The organism is Pseudomonas sp. 2957 (genome assembly GCF_031456345.1).
In the GTDB taxonomy this organism is placed as follows: Bacteria; Pseudomonadota; Gammaproteobacteria; order Pseudomonadales; family Pseudomonadaceae; genus Aquipseudomonas; species Aquipseudomonas siliginis.
Genome location: NZ_JAVDUL010000005.1, coordinates 225,201 through 243,381 on the forward strand (window position 1 = coordinate 225,201; position 18,181 = coordinate 243,381).

15 protein-coding genes are annotated in these 18,181 nt (G+C 61.9%); 5 read left to right on the forward strand and 10 right to left on the reverse strand.

The window, feature by feature from the left end; genetic code table 11:
• The first annotated feature begins 71 nt into the window (after positions 1 to 71).
• The 4 genes from J2Y39_RS19275 to J2Y39_RS19290 all read left to right on the forward strand — a co-directional run bounded on the left by J2Y39_RS19275 (position 72) and on the right by J2Y39_RS19290 (position 5,162).
• Positions 72 to 1,610 carry an HDOD domain-containing protein gene (locus J2Y39_RS19275; protein WP_310219215.1) on the forward strand — a complete coding sequence of 513 codons (1,539 nt, stop codon included), beginning with the start codon at positions 72 to 74 and terminating at the stop codon, positions 1,608 to 1,610.
• A 42-nt stretch (positions 1,611 to 1,652) separates the two neighbouring features.
• A complete protein-coding gene (gene rhdA, locus J2Y39_RS19280) occupies positions 1,653 to 2,468 on the forward strand; it encodes a thiosulfate sulfurtransferase (RefSeq protein WP_310219217.1) in 816 nt (271 codons plus the stop codon).
• Between the two features lie 18 nt (positions 2,469 to 2,486).
• Positions 2,487 to 3,347, forward strand: coding sequence for an archaetidylserine decarboxylase (gene asd, locus J2Y39_RS19285; protein WP_310219218.1), 861 nt, complete (start codon positions 2,487 to 2,489; stop codon positions 3,345 to 3,347).
• A gap of 66 nt (positions 3,348 to 3,413) precedes the next feature.
• Complete coding sequence (locus J2Y39_RS19290; RefSeq protein ID WP_310219220.1) at positions 3,414 to 5,162, forward strand: molecular chaperone; 1,749 nt, start codon at positions 3,414 to 3,416, stop codon at positions 5,160 to 5,162.
• Positions 5,163 to 5,265: 103 nt separating this feature from the next.
• Here J2Y39_RS19290 and serB read toward each other — a convergent pair whose 3' ends face one another.
• Positions 5,266 to 6,480, reverse strand: a complete 1,215-nt coding sequence (gene serB, locus J2Y39_RS19295; RefSeq protein ID WP_041477650.1) for a phosphoserine phosphatase SerB — start codon at positions 6,478 to 6,480, stop codon at positions 5,266 to 5,268.
• A gap of 134 nt (positions 6,481 to 6,614) precedes the next feature.
• On the opposite strand from serB, the gene J2Y39_RS19300 reads away from it, so the two are divergent.
• Positions 6,615 to 8,126: an AhpA/YtjB family protein gene (locus J2Y39_RS19300; RefSeq protein WP_095180973.1), complete on the forward strand. Its 1,512-nt coding sequence runs from the start codon at positions 6,615 to 6,617 to the stop codon at positions 8,124 to 8,126.
• 348 nt (positions 8,127 to 8,474) lie between these two features.
• Here the strand turns inward: J2Y39_RS19300 and J2Y39_RS19305 are convergent, their stop codons facing one another.
• From J2Y39_RS19305 to J2Y39_RS19345, 9 genes are all read right to left on the reverse strand, one after another.
• The gene (locus tag J2Y39_RS19305; protein WP_024011350.1) at positions 8,475 to 9,185 is read right to left on the reverse strand and encodes a membrane integrity-associated transporter subunit PqiC; all 711 of its coding nucleotides are present in this window, start codon (positions 9,183 to 9,185) and stop codon (positions 8,475 to 8,477) included.
• Positions 9,186 to 9,370: 185 nt separating this feature from the next.
• Positions 9,371 to 11,635: a DNA topoisomerase IV subunit A gene (parC, locus tag J2Y39_RS19310; RefSeq protein WP_024011349.1), complete on the reverse strand. Its 2,265-nt coding sequence runs from the start codon at positions 11,633 to 11,635 to the stop codon at positions 9,371 to 9,373.
• 7 nt (positions 11,636 to 11,642) lie between these two features.
• Positions 11,643 to 12,167 (reverse strand): TIGR02281 family clan AA aspartic protease, encoded by a 525-nt coding sequence (locus J2Y39_RS19315; protein WP_071174225.1) that lies wholly within the window; start codon positions 12,165 to 12,167, stop codon positions 11,643 to 11,645.
• The gene (locus tag J2Y39_RS19320) at positions 12,164 to 13,153 is read right to left on the reverse strand and encodes an esterase-like activity of phytase family protein (RefSeq protein ID WP_310219223.1); all 990 of its coding nucleotides are present in this window, start codon (positions 13,151 to 13,153) and stop codon (positions 12,164 to 12,166) included. The genes J2Y39_RS19315 and J2Y39_RS19320 overlap by 4 nt, the downstream gene beginning before the upstream one ends.
• A complete protein-coding gene (parE, locus tag J2Y39_RS19325; RefSeq protein ID WP_095180975.1) occupies positions 13,153 to 15,060 on the reverse strand; it encodes a DNA topoisomerase IV subunit B in 1,908 nt (635 codons plus the stop codon). The genes J2Y39_RS19320 and parE overlap by 1 nt, the downstream gene beginning before the upstream one ends.
• A 41-nt stretch (positions 15,061 to 15,101) precedes the next feature.
• Positions 15,102 to 15,710 carry a YqiA/YcfP family alpha/beta fold hydrolase gene (locus J2Y39_RS19330; protein ID WP_041477646.1) on the reverse strand — a complete coding sequence of 203 codons (609 nt, stop codon included), beginning with the start codon at positions 15,708 to 15,710 and terminating at the stop codon, positions 15,102 to 15,104.
• 290 nt (positions 15,711 to 16,000) lie between these two features.
• Positions 16,001 to 16,816, reverse strand: a complete 816-nt coding sequence (cpdA, locus tag J2Y39_RS19335; protein ID WP_056787517.1) for a 3',5'-cyclic-AMP phosphodiesterase — start codon at positions 16,814 to 16,816, stop codon at positions 16,001 to 16,003.
• A 97-nt stretch (positions 16,817 to 16,913) separates the two neighbouring features.
• Entirely contained in the window at positions 16,914 to 17,366 is a 453-nt protein-coding gene (locus J2Y39_RS19340; protein WP_016771972.1) for a DUF1249 domain-containing protein, read from the reverse strand.
• A complete protein-coding gene (locus J2Y39_RS19345; RefSeq protein WP_024011344.1) occupies positions 17,357 to 17,974 on the reverse strand; it encodes an NUDIX domain-containing protein in 618 nt (205 codons plus the stop codon). Before J2Y39_RS19345 ends, J2Y39_RS19340 begins: the two co-directional genes overlap by 10 nt.
• Positions 17,975 to 18,181: the final 207 nt, after the last annotated feature.

An 18,181-nucleotide genomic window follows, 5' to 3' on the forward strand; every position in this document is an offset into this window, starting at 1 on the left:
GCCAGTTCAGGCGAAAAGCCAATTTAGCCCATGCCGGGCGCGTCTACAGTCAGTGAAGATCTCGTCCAGACATGGCTAATGAAACGAACATTCCATCGGTAATACCGACCACGCTCCAGGCTTGGGTCAAGCTGCTCGACAGCGTCCGCCTGCCCGTACCACAAGAGGCTCACGACAAAGTCTGCCGGGCGATCCGCGACAATCGCAGCTCGCTGCGCGACATCGCCGATCTGATGCAGGACAGCCCGGCGCTGGCCTTGAGCGTCATCCGTGAGGCGAATCGTCACACCCACGGCACCATGGCCGCGCCGGCGGAAAATCTTGAGGTGGCAATCAATCGCCTGGGCCTTGCCCGCACCGAAGAATTGCTCGCGCGCCTGCCCGCCGAACCGCACCGGCAAATCCCCAAGGGTTTGCGCCAATTGCAACTGATCAGCCAACACGCGACACAACAGGCCAACGGTTTTTTTGCCAGTCGCCTCGCGCGGCTGTGGCAGGACATTCATTGGGGCAGCTTGCTGTTTTTGTCGCCGCTGTGGCCCTTGGCACTGACGTATCCGCAGTTGCTCGAGGAGTGGGAACTGCGCGTGATCCACAAGGGCGAGTCGGCACGTGTGGTCGAAAAGCAATTGTTCGGCGTGCGCCTGTTGAAGATCGCCGAGGCACTGGTCCACGCCTGGCATCTGCCGATCTGGGTCGAGCAAGGCTACAAATTGCTGCTCAGCGAACAACGCGAACTGGTCAAAGTGCTGCGCATCGCCCGCGACAGTGAACACCCGCTGCGCCAGCAGAATCGCCTCGACGATGACCCGACATTGCGCCGCTGGCTCAACCAGCCGGCGAATACCGTGCTGCTGGCCAATGGGCTGGCGCTGTCGGCGCAACAGGCCTGGGACAGTCCGCACAGCAAGCGCTGGCAGTACCTGACCAGTCTCTATCTGCAGATTTCCATGGACGAAGTGCAGCAACAGTTGCACCAGCAAGCGGCGAACAGCGCGCGTCAGCATGCGATGCCTGATCTGTGGCACCCGGCGGTTTCGCTGATCTGGCCGTGGGGCACTCGTCGCTTGCCGGCCGGCATGCTCCCGGCCGCAGCGCCGAATGCGGATGATCTGGGCCAATGGCGTCGGCAATGCGCCGAACTGCTCGCCGAGCCCAGCCGCTTCACCAATGCCATGAGCCTGACCGTCGCCGCCCGCGAGGCACTGGTGGCCAGCGGCATGCGCCGGGTGATAATTCTGATGGCCGACCGCACGCACTCGACCCTGCGCGTACACCAGACCGCCGGTTTGCCGAAGGATGCGGCGGCGCTGAGTTTTGTCGTCAGCCAGAGCAAAGTCCTGCAACGCCTGCTCGCTCAGCAGGCGCAGGTGCGGATCACGCCGGAGAACAACGCACAATTCTCGGCCTTGTTACCGGCGAGCCTGCGCACGCTGTTTCGTGGCGAACATCTGTTTCTGCGTTCATTGGTCAACAATGGTCGGGTGATCATGATCGTCGTTGCCGATCAGGGCGGCGGGCCGTTCGCCGACATCACCGTACAAGCCTTCGGCAAAACCGCGCAGTGCATCGAAAAAGCCCTGCACAGCTTTAGCAGCCGTGGCCAATGAGCCTGCGCTACAATCCTCCCCTTTGTGCTCTGGAGACCTCACATGTCTGACTTCTCTGGCTTGCCGCTTGTCATCGAGCCGAGCGACCTGCTGCCGCGTCTGGAGTCCCCGGAACTGATTCTGGTGGACCTGACCAGCCCTGCCCGGTATGCCGAAGGTCACTTGCCCGGCGCACGTTTTGTCGACCCGAAACGCACCCAGCTCGGCCAGCCACCGGCGCCGGGGCTGATGCCGGCGAAGGCCGATCTGGAAGCGTTGTTTGGTGAGTTCGGTCATCGCGAAGATGCGGTCTACGTCGTGTATGACGATGAAGGCGGCGGCTGGGCCGGGCGTTTCATCTGGCTGCTCGATGTCATTGGCCACGACAAGTACCACTATATAGACGGTGGTCTGCCGGCCTGGCTGGCGGACGGCATGCCCATGTCGATTCAGGTGCCGGCTGCCGTCGGTGGCCCAGTGTCGCTGACCCTGCACGACGAACCGACCGCCACCCGCGAATACCTGCAAAGCCGTCTCGGTGCCGCCGATCTGGCGATCTGGGATGCGCGCGGGCCGCTGGAATATTCCGGCGAGAAAGTCCTCGCCGCCAAGGGTGGCCACATCCCCGGTGCGGTCAATTTCGAATGGACTGCCGGCATGGACCAGACGCGTCAGTTGCGTATCCGCAGCGACATGCCGCAGATCCTCGAAAACCTCGGGATCACCAAGGACAAGGAAATCATTACCCACTGCCAGACCCATCACCGGTCGGGCTTCACTTATCTGGTGGCCAAAGCCCTCGGTTATCCGCGGGTCAAGGGCTACGCCGGTTCCTGGGGCGAATGGGGCAACCACCCTGACACGCCAGTCGAGATTTAAGGTTTTTAAGGACAACTAATGAAAGAGCGTCTGTTTATCCTCAGCCAGTACCTGCTGCCGCATCACCTGCTGTCGCGCCTGGCCGGCTGCATCGCCGAATGCCGCGTGCGCTGGTTCAAGAATGCCTTCACCCAATGGTTTGCCAAGCGTTATCAAGTGGACATGTCGCAAGCGCTGGTCGAAGACCTGACCGCTTACGAGCACTTCAACGCCTTCTTCACGCGTGCCCTGAAAGACGGCGCGCGTCCACTGGACGAGACCCCGGGCGCAATCCTCAGCCCGGCCGACGGTGCGGTCAGCCAGCTCGGCCCGATCGAGCACGGTCGTGTGTTCCAGGCCAAGGGCCACAGCTTCAGCGTGCTGGAGTTGCTCGGCGGGGATGCGGCCAACGCAGCGCCGTTCATGGGCGGCGACTTCGCTACCATTTACCTGTCGCCTAAGGACTACCACCGCGTGCACATGCCGCTGGCCGGCACCCTGCGCGAAATGGTCTACATCCCGGGCCGCCTTTTTTCGGTGAACCAGACCACTGCCGAAAACGTCCCGGAGCTGTTCGCCCGCAACGAGCGCGTGGCGTGCATTTTCGATACAGAACGCGGGCCGATGGCCGTGGTGCTGGTCGGTGCGATGATTGTCGCTTCGATCGAAACCGTGTGGGCCGGTCTGGTCACGCCACCGAAGCGCGAGCTGAAAACCTTCCGCTACGACGAAGCCGCACGCGCACCGATTCATCTGGAAAAAGGCGCGGAACTTGGGCGCTTCAAGCTCGGTTCGACGGCGATCGTGCTGTTTGGCCCGGATCAGGTGAAGTGGGCCGAAGAGCTGGTGGCCGGTTCACCCGTGCAGATGGGCCAAGGTCTGGCACTGCCAAAAGCGTGACTCTGTTCGCGGAAGCAGCCGAGGCTGCTTCCGCAAACCGCGGCATTTGCTGCTATGGTTTTGCTCATGAGCCAGACCAACTTTTCTCCCAAGCTGCGCGCTCCGACTCCCACGCAAACGCGCCTGTCGTTCTGCGACGCCAGCCCGCGCGACCTCAAGCGCTGGATCGCCGGCCTGCCCAAGGCCAACATCGGCGAAACCGCCCGCCTGCTCTTTCAAGGCCTCGGCGAACTGAACCTGTTGCTCACCCCCAGCGACAATCGCCTGCAATTGCTTGAGCTGCTGCGGCCCGAGGTGTATTTCGTCTGCCAGCATCTGGAACGGCATTTTCTGCATCAGGCGATCATGCTCGACGAGCGTTCGCGCAAAGTCAGCAACCTGTGTCAGGCGCTGCAGAGTCAGTTGGCCATCGGCTATAAACAGATCACTCTGCGCATCCTGCCCAAATACGGCAAGGATCGCGCGACATTGGTCAGCACCGCCTTGCAACGCGCGGCGCATGCCCTCAAGGCGCAACTGGTGCGCGCCACGCAGCTGTACAGTTCACCGCCGGAACACGTGTGGTTGGAATTGCATCAGCTGTATCGCAGCGCTGCGCAATTACAGCTGCAACAACGGCGGCTGCGCGATGATCTGGCGTTTTTGACCAGCGAATTGAGCGTCGAACAGACCTACATCGCCGCACTGCTATTGGGCAGTGCCCGTTGCAATCAATTACGCCAGAGCCAGATTGCTCGCCTGGCCGAGGTGATCGAGCCGTGGAGCGCCCTGCTCACGCTGCACCCCGGCCGCGCCGACGACGGCTTGTTCGCCATCAGCCCGGAACTGGATGTTGGTCCACGCTACCGCAAGATGTTTCGCAGTGAACAACAGAGCGCGCTCCTGGGCTTCGACCCGCAGCCCTTGGTCAAGCAGCTCGAAACGCACCTGCTGCAGCAGCCGACTTTGCCCCCCCTGCCTGTTTCCGCCGGTCTCAGCATCGATACCCTGCAACATCTGCACGCGACCTGGGGCCAGGCTGCCGAACGCAGTTTTCAGCGCAGCGCCGGCCAGGGCACATTGACCGTGTGCGTCGGCATGAGCGCCCTGCACTTCTACCTCGGCGGCGAGCGCACCTTCAGCGAGTTGCTCAAACATCCCGGTGCCCGCGCGGCAAATTTCAGCAGCGTCGTGGCCAACGGCGAAAAGGACAGCTGGAGTCAGGCGTTCGACGCTGCCCCGCAAAGTAACGATGAGCTGTTGCCGTACGAGGAAATCCAGTACGACCAGCTGAGCGAGGATGAAGGCCCCGGCAACGCGCCGAATTATCCGACTTACGCCTTGCCTGTGATCAACCATAGCCCCGGCGGCTATTGCCTGGCCTGGCCGAGCGAGGTGCCGGCGGAATTGCAGGCCGGGGAAATGCTCGGCATTCAGGACAGCGAGAGCAAAGGCTGGAGCATTGCGGTGATTCGCTGGATCCGTCAGGTGCGCGGCAGCGGCACGCAGATGGGCATTGAACTGGTTGCGCCACACGCGCAGCCGTGCGGGCTGCAACTGGTTCGTTCCAAGGACGATCACAGCCATTATCTGCGCGGTTTGCTGTTGCCGGAGATCAGTGCGATCGATGTGCCGGCCACCGTGCTTGCGCCGCGCCTGCCGTTCCAGGAAGGCAACAAGGTGTTGATCAACACCCAGGGCGAAGAACACCGCGCCGGGCTGGATCGGCGGGTGGCGAGTACGCACAGCTTCAACCAGTTCGCCTACCGCTCGCTGGATCCTGCGCAGAATGGCGGAGGTGAGGAGGATTTTGATTCGTTGTGGAATTCGCTCTAGACCGAGGCGCGGCCTTCGCGAGCAGGCTCGCTCCCACACTGGAATGAGATTTCCTGTGGGAGCGAGCCTGCTCGCGAAGAGGCCAGATCAGCTTATGGAGATCTCAGAGCTGCCCGTCGCGATCCCGGAAACCCAGCAGATACAACACACCATCCAGCCCCAGCGTTGAAATCGCCTGCTTCGCCGACTGCTTGACCAACGGTTTGGCGCGGAACGCCACGCCCAGCCCGGCAATCGCCAGCATCGGCAAGTCGTTGGCGCCGTCGCCGACAGCAATGGTCTGCTCCAGACGCAGCCCTTCCTTGTGCGCCAGCTCCTTGAGCAGATCAGCCTTGCGCTGCGCATCGACAATCGGCTCGATCGCCACGCCGGTGCACTTGCCGTCGACCACTTCCAGCTCGTTGGCGAACACGTAGTCGATGCCCAGCCTGGCTTGCAGCTGCTTGGCGAAATAAGTGAAGCCGCCGGACAGGATGGCGGTTTTGTAGCCGAGGCGTTTGAGTTCGGCGAACAGGGTTTCGGCGCCTTCGGTCAGGCGCAGCGAGGCGCCGATCGAGTCGAGCACGCTGACGTCGAGGCCCTTGAGCAGCGCCAGACGCTCCTTGAAGCTGGCGCGGAAATCCAGTTCACCGGCCATGGCGCGCTCGGTGATTTCCGAAACCCGGTCACCCACGCCGGCCGCTTTGGCCAGCTCATCGATGACTTCCGCTTCGATCAGCGTCGAGTCCATGTCGAACACCGCCAGACGCCGGTTGCGGCGAAACAGCGAGTCTTCCTGGAAGGCGATGTCGACGTTCAATTCCTGGGCAACGCTGAGGAATTCGGCGCGCAGGGCCTGCGGATCGGCGGCTTCACCGCGCACGGAAAACTCGATGCAACCCTTGCCCTTGTCGGCCGGCGTGTCCAGCGGCATGCGCCCCGACAGACGGTCGATATGGTCGATGTTCAAGCCATATTTGGCGGTGATCGCGCTGACCGCCTGCAATTGGCCGGCGGTGACTTTGCGCGTCAGCAGGGTAACGATATGGCGTTTCTTGCCCTGATTGCCCACCCACTGCTGGTAATCCTCTTCGGACACCGGGGTGAAACGCACTTGCTGATCCAGTTCGTAGCCCTTGAACAGGATGTCCTTGAGCACTGACTTGCCCTGTTCGGAATCGGGAATTTCAACCAGGATGCCGAACGACAGGGTGTCGTGGATCACCGCCTGACCGATGTCGAGAATGTTCACACCACCTTGTGCCAGAACACCGGTGATGGCCGCTGTCAGACCGGGACGGTCGACTCCCGTGATGTTAATCAGGACGATTTCGCGCAACGCGCACCCCCGCAACTGGAAAAAAACCGCATTCTACCCACTTTCAGTGACCATCGGGCACCGCGAGCGCTTTGCCGGTCTGGGGCCTGTCGCTATACTGCGCGTCAACTTCACGGACAAAGAGCCGAGCTCAAGTGAACCGGCCCACGCCAGTCAAAACCGATAACTTCTTCCTGCTGATCTTCCGTGCACTGCGCCATCGCCGTGTACCGATTGCATTGCGCATTGCCAGCCACAACGTGATCCTGGTCGCTCTGGCCCTGGTGATCTATGCCGGGGTGATGGGTCTGCAATTCAAGCAGGCCATGCACGAGCAGGCCGATGCGCTGGGCGAAAGCCTGACCACGCAGACCGCCACCTCCGCCACCGAGCTGCTGGTGTCCAACGACATCCTCAGCCTCAACGTGCTGCTCAACAACCTGACCAAGAACAAACTGGTCGCCCACGCGGCGATCTACAGTGTGGACAACCGCATCCTCGCCGAGTCCGGTCAGCGTCCCAAGCACAGCCTGCTGGGCGAAGCCGAGGGCATGTACGAGAGCAAGATCACTTTCCAGGACGTGACTGCCGGGCAACTGCGCATCAGCCTGGACATGGATCAGTTCCAGCAGCCGATGACCATCAGCCTGCAAAGCATGGGCATTCTGAGCGCAATTCTGCTGGCGCTGTCATTGGCTCTGAGTCTGCGCATGGGCCGCTATCTGTCGACGCCGTTGCTGCAATTGCGCGTGTGGCTGCGCCGGATCGACGCGCACACCCCGGGCATCGATCGCCAGGATGAAATCGGCGATCTGGCGCGCCAGCTGCATGCCAGCTACGCCCCGGAACCGGAGCCTGAGCCCGAACCCGAGCCGGAATTCGCCGAGGAAGAAGACGAGCCTGAATTCGAGGTGCGTAACCTGCGCGATCCGAGCTTCGACGAAAGCCGCCCGCTGGCCGCGAAGAAACCGGCACCGCGTCACCTGGTCAGCACCGTCGAAGACGATGATGACGATGACGCTTTCGCCGACCTGCGCGACGAATCGCTCAACGGCGCCGCCCAACCGCTGACGCGCAAACCGAGCCCTGACGTGCCACAGCACACCGCCGTACTGGCCGTGCAACTGGGCTCGCAGGAACAATTGCGTCGTTTGCCTCGCGCACGTCTGGAAGAATTGCAGGAACGCTATCGCGACTGCCTCGAGCAGGCCGCGTCGCTGTATCAGGGCGAAATCGAAACCCTCAACGATGGCAGCACGCTGTTGCTGTTCCATACCGAAGATTGCGGCGACGACTACCTGACCAATGCCATCTGCTGCGGCGAACTGCTGCGTGCACTCGGCCACCAATTGCAGATCGAGGTCGCGGACAGCGGCATCACCCTGCAATTGCAGCTGGGCCTGACCTTGGGCGATGAGTTGTTCGGTCTGAGCCAGATTGATCTGCTGCTGACCGATTCGGCTCAGGATGCACTGGCCTTGTCGCAACACAGCCGCAATCTGCTGCTGGTCGAGCGCAAGATCAGCGATGACACCTTGATCCGCCAGCGTGCGCGGATCCGGCCGATCGCCAGCCCTGAAGGCGCTTGCTGTGTGGAGCGGTTGATGGAGCCATATCCGTCGATGCTCGAACGGCAACTGGCGCGGATGCATGAGCGCCGGGCGTAAGGCTTAGGCCCGATACGCAAAAGCCCGCAGACAATTAATTGTCTGCGGGCTTTTTTGTGCGCGGTGTTATTGGATTCGAGAGCATCCCTGAAAAGCCCCTCACCCTAGCCCTCTCCCAGAGGGAGAGGGAACCGGTTGGGGGAAATTCCAGAATTACACCGACTTGAACGCCCTGCTTTGAATCCACAATCGCCAACATCTTTCAGGTCGACGTAAGACGCCCGACACCTCAGTCGGTCCCCTCTCCCTCCGGGAGAGGGCTAGGGTGAGGGGCTTTTGATCTTCCACCCCACCCCCAGACACAACAAAGCCCGCACTAGGCGGGCTCTGATCTGGCTCGTTCCAGCCTCAGAAGCGAAACACTTCCATATCGGTACGAATCGGCGAGGCCATCGGGATCTTCGGCTGCTTCTCGGCATCCGCCGCCGGCGCTGCGGGTTTCGGCGCGGCTTTACGCGGTGCCTCGGCCACGGGCGGCTGGTTGGCCAGTGGCTTGAGCGCCACCGACAACTGCTCGGCCAGACGCTGCAACAGAACCCCTTGTGCCTGCACCTGGGACGCGGTGCTGCCGGCGTGCGTTTCCTGCAGGTGAATGATGCGGTTATCGCGCACCTTGCCGCGACGATCGATCAAACGCCATTGCGCATCGAGAATCGCCGGTTGTTTCGCCCCGGAATCCAGACGGGTGATGGTCAGCAGAACCTGCACATCCGGCGTGAATCCGGCAGTAGCAGGCGCCAGCACCACACGCTGACTGTCCAGGTGACCGGCGACCTGACGCATCAGCAGTTGATCGATATCCGACGAAAGGCTGCCAGCCCAACGACCGTCGGTCGCCGCTTGCAGGCTGCCGTCGGGTTGACGTTGCAGCAGGGTTTCGCGTTGCAGGTAATCGGCAACAACTACCGGCCCCAGCAAAACCGCCATGCCTGCGCTTTGCGCAGGCTGAACCGGACTTCCGCTGTCCAGTTGGTACAGCGACACCGGCTGGTGAACGCTGCAACCCGCCAGGCCAAGAACGCCGGCGAGCAACAAAATAAGGGGGCGTAGAGCAGTCATCATCCCGTCCAGGTGGCCGCCACAAGGCTGACCACAGTGAAAATACTCAATAAATATGAAGAACGCTCGGCCACGCCGGCGCTTGAAAGGCCATATCATCCGTGAATATGCGTTCCGACTCCAGCGCCAAAGCGTCGATCTACGCGTTTAATCGCAGATCGAACGCTCTAGGAAGGCGTTCTCGCCTAATTGAGGTTTTCGACGAGCAGCGCATCCACTCTCTGGAAGCCCCGCGGAAGTTTGTTTCCGCGCCGTCCACGCTCACCTTTGTAGTGCTCGAGGTCGTCGGCTTTCAGCGACAGGGTCCGTTTGCCAGCCTGCAATACCAGGGTGGCGCCTTCCGGCAGGACGGCGATGTCCGTGACATATTCTTCGCGACTGGCCACGCGTTCACCGGATATACCGATGATCTTGTTGCCTTTGCCCTTACCTAATTGTGGCAGATCGCTGATTTTGAAGATCAGCAGGCGACCTTCGGTCGTGACCGAGGCCAGCCAGTTCTGCTCACGATCGGCCACAGGGCGCGGCGCGATGACCTTGGCGTTGTTCGGCAGGCTCAACAGGGCCTTGCCGGCCTTGTTCTTCGCTTGCAGATCTTCGCCTTTGACCACGAAGCCGTAACCGGCATCGGACGCAATCACGTACAGCGCATCGTCTTCGGGCATCAGCACGCATTCGAACGAAGCGCCCGGTGGCGGCGTCAGACGGCCGGTCAAGGGTTCGCCCTGGCCACGGGCCGACGGCAAGGTATGCGCGGCGACCGAGTAGCTGCGACCGGTGGAATCGATGAACACGGCAAACTGGTTGGAGCGCCCCGCCGCCGAGGTCTTGAAGCCATCGCCGGCCTTGTACGACAAACCGGTAGCGTCGATGTCGTGGCCCTTGGCCGAACGCACCCAGCCTTTTTCCGACAGCACGACAGTGACTTTCTCGTTCGGCAGCAGATCGTGTTCGCTCAGCGCCTTGGCTTCGGCGCGCTCGACGATTGGCGAGCGGCGGTCGTCGCCGTAGGTTTCGGCGTCTTTGAGCAGCTCGGTGCGCACCAGTTTCTTCAGCTTCGCTTCGCTGCCCAGCAGGGCTTGCAGCTTGGCTTGTTCCTTGAGCAGTTCGTCCTGCTCGTCGCGCAGCTTCATTTCTTCCAGTCGCGCCAACTGACGCAGACGGGTGTCGAGAATGTAGTCGGCCTGGATCTCGCTGAGGGCGAAACGCTCGATGAGCTTGGCTTTCGGGTGTTCCTCGGTGCGGATGATGTGGATCACTTCATCCAGGTTGAGGTAGGCGATCAGCAAACCGTCCAACAGGTGCAGGCGACGCTCGACCTTGTCGAGGCGGAATTGCAGGCGGCGACGCACGGTGAGCACGCGGAATTCCAGCCATTCGACCAGCAAGGCGCGGAGGTTTTTCAGCTGCGGCTTGCCGTCCAGACCGATGATGTTGACGTTGACCCGGTAGGTCGATTCCAGCTCGGTGCTGGCGAACAGGTGCTGCATCAGCGCTTCGTGATCGACGCGGCTGTTGACCGGGATGATCACGATGCGGCACGGGTTTTCATGGTCGGATTCGTCACGCAGATCGGCGATCTGCGGCGCTTTCGACGGTTTGGCCTGCATCAACGCGGCGATCTGCTCCAGCACCTTGGCGCCGGAGACCTGATGCGGCAGCGCGGTGACGATGATGTCGCCGTCCTCGACGTGGTACACGGCGCGCATACGCACCGAGCCCTTGCCGGTTTCGTACATCTTCAGCAGGTCGGCACGCGGCGTGATGATTTCCGCTTCGGTCGGATAATCCGGACCCTGGATGTGTTCGCAGAGCTGTTCGACCGTGGCTTTCGGCTCATCCAGCAAGCGCACGCAGGCGGTGGCGACTTCACGCAGGTTGTGCGGCGGCACATCGGTGGCCATGCCCACGGCGATACCGGTGGTGCCGTTGAGCAGAATGTTCGGCAGGCGCGCCGGCAACACCAGCGGCTCCTGCAGGGTGCCGTCGAAGTTCGGCCCCCAGTCCGCGGTGCCCTGGCCCAGTTCGCTGAGCAGCACTTCGGAATAGCGCGACAGCCGCGCTTCGGTGTAACGCATGGCGGCGAAGGACTTCGGATCGTCCGGCGCACCCCAGTTGCCCTGGCCGTCGACCAGCGTGTAGCGATAGCTGAACGGCTGCGCCATCAGCACCATCGCTTCGTAGCACGCCGAATCGCCGTGGGGGTGGAACTTGCCGAGCACGTCACCGACGGTACGCGCCGATTTCTTGTGCTTGGAATCGGCGTCCAGCCCCAGTTCGCTCATGGCGTAGACGATACGCCGCTGTACCGGCTTCAGGCCGTCGCCGATATGCGGCAAGGCGCGGTCCATGATCACGTACATGGAGTAGTTGAGGTAGGCATTTTCGGTGAAGTCAGCCAGCGAGCGGCGTTCTACACCATCCAGGCTGAGATCAAGGGAGTCGCTCATGCGGGCCTCATCGGTTCGTTGTCTGGCGCAGCAGCATGGTGCCACCGCGCTGGGTAAATTCAAGTTTGTTCAGGGCGCTCATGCCGAGCAGCACCTGGTCGCCATGCAGCCCCGGCGCCACCAGTGCACGGACATCCCGCAGCACGATGTCGCCCAGTTGCAGGCGGGCAATCTTCGTTCGATAGCCCTGGCTCAGGCCATTGGCCGTGCTCAGGGTCACGCCGAAACCTTCTTGCAGCTTCAAACGCTTGGCCAGATCCGCCGGGATCGCCACATCGGTCGCGCCGGTGTCGAGCATGAACTCCACCGGCTCGCCGTTGATCTGGCCGCTGGCGACAAAATGCCCTTGGGCATTGCTCGCCAGTTTCACTTCGATAAAACCTTCGCCCTGCTCCGACGTAACCACGATGTTCGGATTCTGCTGGCGCTGCTCCCACTGACCGAAAAACCGCGTCGCGAGAAACAGCGCCGCGCACCAGGCGAGGATCATCAACACCCGACCGGCACGCTTGCCCGGTGGCTGCTGACTCATGGCCTGGCGCTCCAGCCACCGTCCGGCGCGGCGAAGCGCCAGACCACCGGGCGGACTTCGCCATCAGCACGCGGGCCAAAATTGTTGTCGACGCCGATCCACGCACCCTCGACGTCGATGATCAGCGCTTCCTCCAGTCCGTAGTTCTGCGAGTAACGGCGATTTTCCTGCAACAGTTCGCCAGCATACGACCAGCATTGCTCGACCTTGGCCGTCTGTGCATCGCGACGGCAGATCTCGAAAGCGTTGCGCTCAAGGGTAAACAGCTTGCCGTTGAACAAGGAAATGTCGGAAAAGTCGCGATGAACCGCTTTCGCCTTGGGAAACTGTGGCGGCTGCATCTCCTTGCCGCCCTCACTGAGCAGCACGCAGCGACCGTCACAATCCCACACCGTCTGCTGGCGCTTGATCAGCAGCAAACCGCGCTTTTGCCGTTCGGCGGCCAGCCATATCTGATCACCGGCCGGGTTGATCGCCAGGCCTTCGAAGATCGAATTGAACTTGAGCAGCAGGCCGCTCGCCCGCGCTTCGCGAACCAGCAGCGGCGAGATTTTCAGCCAGTTCGCCGGGCCACTGACCGGCACCTGCAACACCGCCGCATGGGCTTCGCTGACGATGTAGCGATTGCCAGCGCTGTCGCAACTGATGCCTTCGAAATCCAGTTCGCCCCCGCGAATGAACGACGCCGCCCAGGTACGCGAGCTCAAGCCCCACGGCAAGCCGCTCTCGGGCACGGGCGGCACGTCGATGTGCACGGTTTGCGCCTGCCAGACCGGATCGCGGGTATCGAGCCGATAGATCTGCTCGTCATCGCGATCGGAAACCGTCCACAGCTCATTGCCGCACATGGCCAGACCCGACAGGTTACCGCCGCGCATGCCTTCGACCGGGTGTTCGGAAAGCAGCCGCAATTGTTGCAGCGGCTCGGCCGACACGCTCAGCGCACTCAGCAGCAACGCACCCGCCAAGGCCCAGCCAAACTGCATCAGGCCAGCACCTCGGCGAGGTTGCCTTTGGATTCGAGCCAGGTCTTGCGGTCACCGGCGCGTTTCTTCGCCAGCAGCATATCCATCATTTCCGAGGTTTCGGCGAAGTCTTCGCCCAGCGTCAACTGCACCAGACGCCGGGTGTTCGGGTCCATGGTGGTTTCACGCAACTGCGGCGGGTTCATTTCACCCAGACCTTTGAATCGGGTGACCTGCGGCTTGCCGCGTTTCTTTTCGGCCACCAGGCGATCGAGAATGCCGTCGCGCTCGGCTTCGTCGAGGGCGTAGTAGATCTCTTTGCCGAGGTCGATGCGGTACAGCGGCGGCATCGCCACGTAGACGTGACCGGCATCCACCAACGGGCGGAAATGCTGGACGAACAGCGCACACAGCAAAGTCGCAATGTGCAGACCGTCGGAGTCGGCGTCGGCGAGGATGCAGATCTTGCCGTAGCGCAGCTGGCTCATGTCCGCCGCGCCCGGATCGACGCCGATGGCCACGGCGATGTTATGCACTTCCTGGCTGGCGAGCACTTCGCTGCCGTCGACTTCCCAGGTGTTGAGGATCTTGCCGCGCAACGGCAGGATCGCCTGGAACTCCTTGTCCCGCGCTTGCTTGGCCGAACCGCCGGCGGAGTCACCCTCGACCAGGAACAGCTCGGAACGCATCGGGTCCTGCCCGGCGCAGTCAGCCAGTTTGCCGGGCAGCGCCGGGCCTTGGGTGACGCGTTTGCGCTCGACTTTCTTGCTCGCCTTGAGACGGCGGCCGGCGTTGTTGATCGCCAATTCGGCCAGGGCCAGACCGGTTTCCGGGTTGGCGTTGAGCCACAGGCTGAAAGCGTCTTTAACCACACCGGAGACGAACGCCGCTGCTTCACGGGAAGACAGACGCTCTTTGGTCTGGCCGGAGAATTGCGGTTCCTGCATCTTCATCGACAAGACAAAAGCGATGCGCTCCCAGACGTCTTCCGGCGCCAGCTTCACGCCGCGCGGCAGCAGGCTGCGGAACTCGCAGAACTCGCGCATCGCATCGAGCAGGCCCTGACGCAGACCGTTGACGTGCGTACCGCCCTGGGCGGTCGGGATCAGGTTGACGTAGCTTTCCTGCACCGCGTCGCCACCTTCCGGCAGCCACAACAGTGCCCAGTCGACCGCTTCTTTATTACCGGCGAAAGCGCCGCAGAACGGCTCGTTCGGCAGACGTTCGAATTCGCTGACCGCATCGACCAGGTAGGAGCGCAGGCCGTCTTCGTAATGCCACTCGACTTTCTCGCCGGTGCCTTTGTCTTCGAAGCTGACCAGCAGCCCCGGGCACAACACAGCCTTGGCCTTGAGCACATGCTTGAGGCGGCTGATGGAGAATTTCGGTGAGTCGAAGTATTTCGGGTCCGGCGCGAAGTACACGCTGGTGCCGGTGTTGCGCTTGCCGACGGTGCCGACGATTTCCAGCTCGGAGGCCTTGAAGCCGTCCTTGAAGGTCATCTGGTATTCGTTGCCGTCACGTTTGACCCGTACGCGCACTTCGGTCGACAGCGCGTTGACCACGGAAATACCCACACCGTGCAAGCCGCCGGAGAACTGGTAGTTCTTGTTGGAGAACTTGCCGCCCGCATGCAGCTTGGTGAGGATCAGTTCGACGCCGGACACACCCTCTTCCGGGTGAATGTCGACCGGCATGCCACGGCCGTCGTCGCTGACTTCCAGCGAATGGTCGGCGTGCAGGATGACCTGCACCGATTTGGCGTGGCCGGCCAGGGCTTCGTCGACGCTGTTGTCGATGACTTCCTGGGCGAGGTGGTTCGGCCGACTGGTGTCGGTGTACATGCCGGGGCGTTTGCGCACCGGGTCGAGGCCCGAGAGGACTTCGATGGCGTCGGCGTTATAAGAACTAGCGCTGGGAGTGGCCATAAGGTCTCGTCGTCAGTCATTCATGAAAGAGGGGCAAGACTTCACAGCGTGGTGAAATCGATTGCCTGATACATATCGGCAGCCATGCCGGCAAAACTCAGCAACGCCGGCAATTGCCCGGCAAAGCCCTGGAAACTGTGGTCGCCGCCGGCCTGGATGCGCAAGGCACAGGCGCGGTAATACTGTTGGGCGAGGCGATAATCCAGCGTTTCGTCGCCGGTTTGCAACCAGACCTGATAACGCTGCGGATCCTGCGGTGGTGGCACTTCCAGTTCGGCCAGCGCCGTGACGTGGTCGTGGGTCAGTTCCCAGGTTTCATCGGTGTAGAGGTTCTGCTGCGTGCCCAGATAACCATCGAACATCCGGTGCGGGCTGACCGCCGGGTTGACCAGCAGGGCTTTCAGGCCATGGCGCTCGGCCAGGTGAGTCGCATAGTAGCCGCCGAGCGAACTTCCCACCAGCAACGGCCGGCCCAGCTCGGCGATTGCCTGCTCGAGCTGACCGATGGCTTCGCGCGGATGGTGATGCAGCGCCGGCACGCGCAATTGCCCGCTCAACCCCAGCCGCTCCATGACCGCGACCAGCTGACAGGCCTTCTTCGAGGCCGGCGCGCTGTTGAAACCGTGGATATAGAGGATCGAACCGGACATTTGAGCTCCCTGGCTGTCGGCGAAAGATAGCGGAGTTTACAGGGAGAAGGACCGGGATTGGGGGTGGGTTCAATAAATTGGTGTGACAGCACAAGCTGCCCTCACCCTAACCCTCTCCCGGAGGGAGAGGGAACCGACTGGGGGATATTCGAGAGCTACACCGACCTGAGCGTTTTGCTGCGAATCCATAATCGATATCGCTGTTTCAGGTCGATGCACAGCCAAAGACACCGCGGTCGGCCCCCTCTCCCTCTGGGAGAGGGCTGGGGTGAGGGTCTTTGATTGTCAGTTCAGTAACCGTTGGAGCCGTAATCGACTGTGAACTCGAAGTCGGTGACTCTTTCGACGCCCGTTTCCAATTTCCCGTCCGGCAACAATCGCAACCAGCGATACCCCGGCGCCTGCTCGCCCACTTTGAAATCCGCACTCCCCGGCTCGAACTGGATACACGTCGAGGGCGAGGCCATCAAGCGCACGCCATTGCGGTCGCGATCGATTTCCTGATGCACATGCCCCCACAGCACCGCGCGAACCTGTGGAAAGCGATCCAGCACTTCAAAGAACGCTTCCGGGTTGCGCAAGCCGATCGGCTCCATCCACGCGCAGCCGATCGACACCGGGTGATGATGCAGGCACACCAGATGATGGCGCTCAGGCGCCTCGCTCAGCGCGCGGGCGAGCAGTTGCAATTGATCATCCTGCAGATAGCCCGGCACCGAACCCGGCACCGCCGAATCCAGCATCGTCACCCGCCAATTGCCAATATCGACCACCGGCTCCAGCAGCGTGCTTTGCACCGCCGCCTCGGCCATGACCATCGGCTCGTCGTGATTGCCGGGAATCCAGCGCGCGGGTGCACTGATCTGCGCGCTCAGTTGGCGGAATGCCTGATACGACTGCAGCGTGCCGTCCTGGGAAATATCGCCGGTCGCCAGCACCAGGTCGATCTGCGCCTGTTGCGCCAACACCAGGTCGATGACCCTTTGCAGGCTCTCGCGGGTCTTCATGCCCAGCAGCGTGCCGTCCGCCTCGGCGAACAGGTGGCTGTCGGACAACTGCACCAGCAGCGCCGGGTCGGCGCTGGTCAATGTCGATACGCTGGGCAAGGCGCTCTCCCGGGGCTAAGCACGCAATGGATGGGTGCGGCAATTATGCTGGGGGATGACACAAAGGGGAAACCGCCGAAGCGGACGCAGTTCACAACTAGCGAACGACTTCGTACTCGTGCCCCAACGCCAGGCAATGACTCAGCCATTCGCCCAGAAACACATTGAGCTGGGCCTTTTCATCGGGCTGGTGCATGGCGGCGTTCGGATAAGGATAGATGCCGCGAAAGCGTCGTGCATGCTCGGCGCTGACCACTTCGGCCATGCGCGCGTCGTGATAGACCTGCACTTCCAGTTGCGGCACCGGCAACCACGGCAGGCTGTGCTCCTGGCGCACCTGCAAGGTCGTGGTGTACGGGCAGGTCTGCAACACCTCGAGAGCGAGCACTCCAAGCATCTGCTCGCCCTGGGTCACAGCGATACGCCGCGCCTCGGGTTCGTTGCGCATGTCCGGCAGCAGTCGCATCAGGCGCGCGTAGTTGGCCTCGCAGGCGGCTTGCAGCCCTACGAGGTCAACCCGATAACGATCGCGCAGCTTGTTTACGACCATAGCCCCCTCACTTCGGCGCGGTTCAGCGCCAGCCACTGCAAGGCGATGATGCTCGCCGCGTTGGCAATACGTCCGTCACGCACGGCCTGCAAGGCATCTTCAAATGCCCAGACCGTTACGCGAATGTCTTCGGCCTCTTCTTCCAGCCCGTGCAGACCGCCGACACCGTCGGTGCTGCAACGCCCCAGATACAAATGCACGAATTCGTTGCTGCCACCCGGCGAGGGGAAGTACTTGGTCATCGGCCACAACGCCTTGATGTCCAGCCCAGCTTCCTCCTGCGCCTCGCGGTGAGCAACTTCTTCCGGTTGCTCATCCTTGTCGATCAGACCGGCGACCAGTTCGACCAGCCACGGGTTGTCGGCCTTGCCCATGGCGCCGACACGAAACTGCTCGATCAACACCACTTCATCGCGCTGCGGATCGTAAGGCAGGACGCACACGGCATCGTGGCGCACGAAGATTTCACGATTGATTTCGCGGCTCATGCCACCGGCGAACAGCTCATGGCGCAGGTGCACACGGTCAAGCTTGTAAAAGCCCTCGTAGCATTTTTCGCGCCGCACGATATCCACGGCGGTCGGAATGGCGTTGGCAAAGTCAGTCATAATCTTCCTCTTTACTGCACATCCATTACGAGGTTGCTGTGTACAACCGGCAACCTCGACTTCGCGCCATCCTAACGCGCCCGCACCGTTTGATGCAGCCCCTTTACCGTCAGCGGGATGGACGGTGACGGTGAAACACACTCTAATCAGCTTAGTGGCGAACTGACTGCTCCGTTGAGAGTCGAAGCGGTATCTTTTTGCCTTCCC

What these genes read in the sequence shown, in the direction of transcription:
- J2Y39_RS19315 (WP_071174225.1), bottom strand. Translation starts at nt 12,167, where the DNA reads ATGAGTCAGCAGCCACCGGGCAAGCGTGCCGGTCGGGTGTTGATGATC.
- J2Y39_RS19330 (WP_041477646.1), bottom strand. Translation starts at nt 15,710, where the DNA reads ATGTCCGGTTCGATCCTCTATATCCACGGTTTCAACAGCGCGCCGGCC.
- J2Y39_RS19320 (WP_310219223.1), bottom strand. Translation starts at nt 13,153, where the DNA reads ATGCAGTTTGGCTGGGCCTTGGCGGGTGCGTTGCTGCTGAGTGCGCTG.
- parE (WP_095180975.1), bottom strand. Translation starts at nt 15,060, where the DNA reads ATGGCCACTCCCAGCGCTAGTTCTTATAACGCCGACGCCATCGAAGTC.
- J2Y39_RS19290 (WP_310219220.1), top strand. Translation starts at nt 3,414, where the DNA reads ATGAGCCAGACCAACTTTTCTCCCAAGCTGCGCGCTCCGACTCCCACG.
- parC (WP_024011349.1), bottom strand. Translation starts at nt 11,635, where the DNA reads ATGAGCGACTCCCTTGATCTCAGCCTGGATGGTGTAGAACGCCGCTCG.
- J2Y39_RS19305 (WP_024011350.1), bottom strand. Translation starts at nt 9,185, where the DNA reads ATGACTGCTCTACGCCCCCTTATTTTGTTGCTCGCCGGCGTTCTTGGC.
- rhdA (WP_310219217.1), top strand. Translation starts at nt 1,653, where the DNA reads ATGTCTGACTTCTCTGGCTTGCCGCTTGTCATCGAGCCGAGCGACCTG.
- J2Y39_RS19345 (WP_024011344.1), bottom strand. Translation starts at nt 17,974, where the DNA reads ATGACTGACTTTGCCAACGCCATTCCGACCGCCGTGGATATCGTGCGG.
- J2Y39_RS19275 (WP_310219215.1), top strand. Translation starts at nt 72, where the DNA reads ATGGCTAATGAAACGAACATTCCATCGGTAATACCGACCACGCTCCAG.
- J2Y39_RS19340 (WP_016771972.1), bottom strand. Translation starts at nt 17,366, where the DNA reads ATGGTCGTAAACAAGCTGCGCGATCGTTATCGGGTTGACCTCGTAGGG.
- asd (WP_310219218.1), top strand. Translation starts at nt 2,487, where the DNA reads ATGAAAGAGCGTCTGTTTATCCTCAGCCAGTACCTGCTGCCGCATCAC.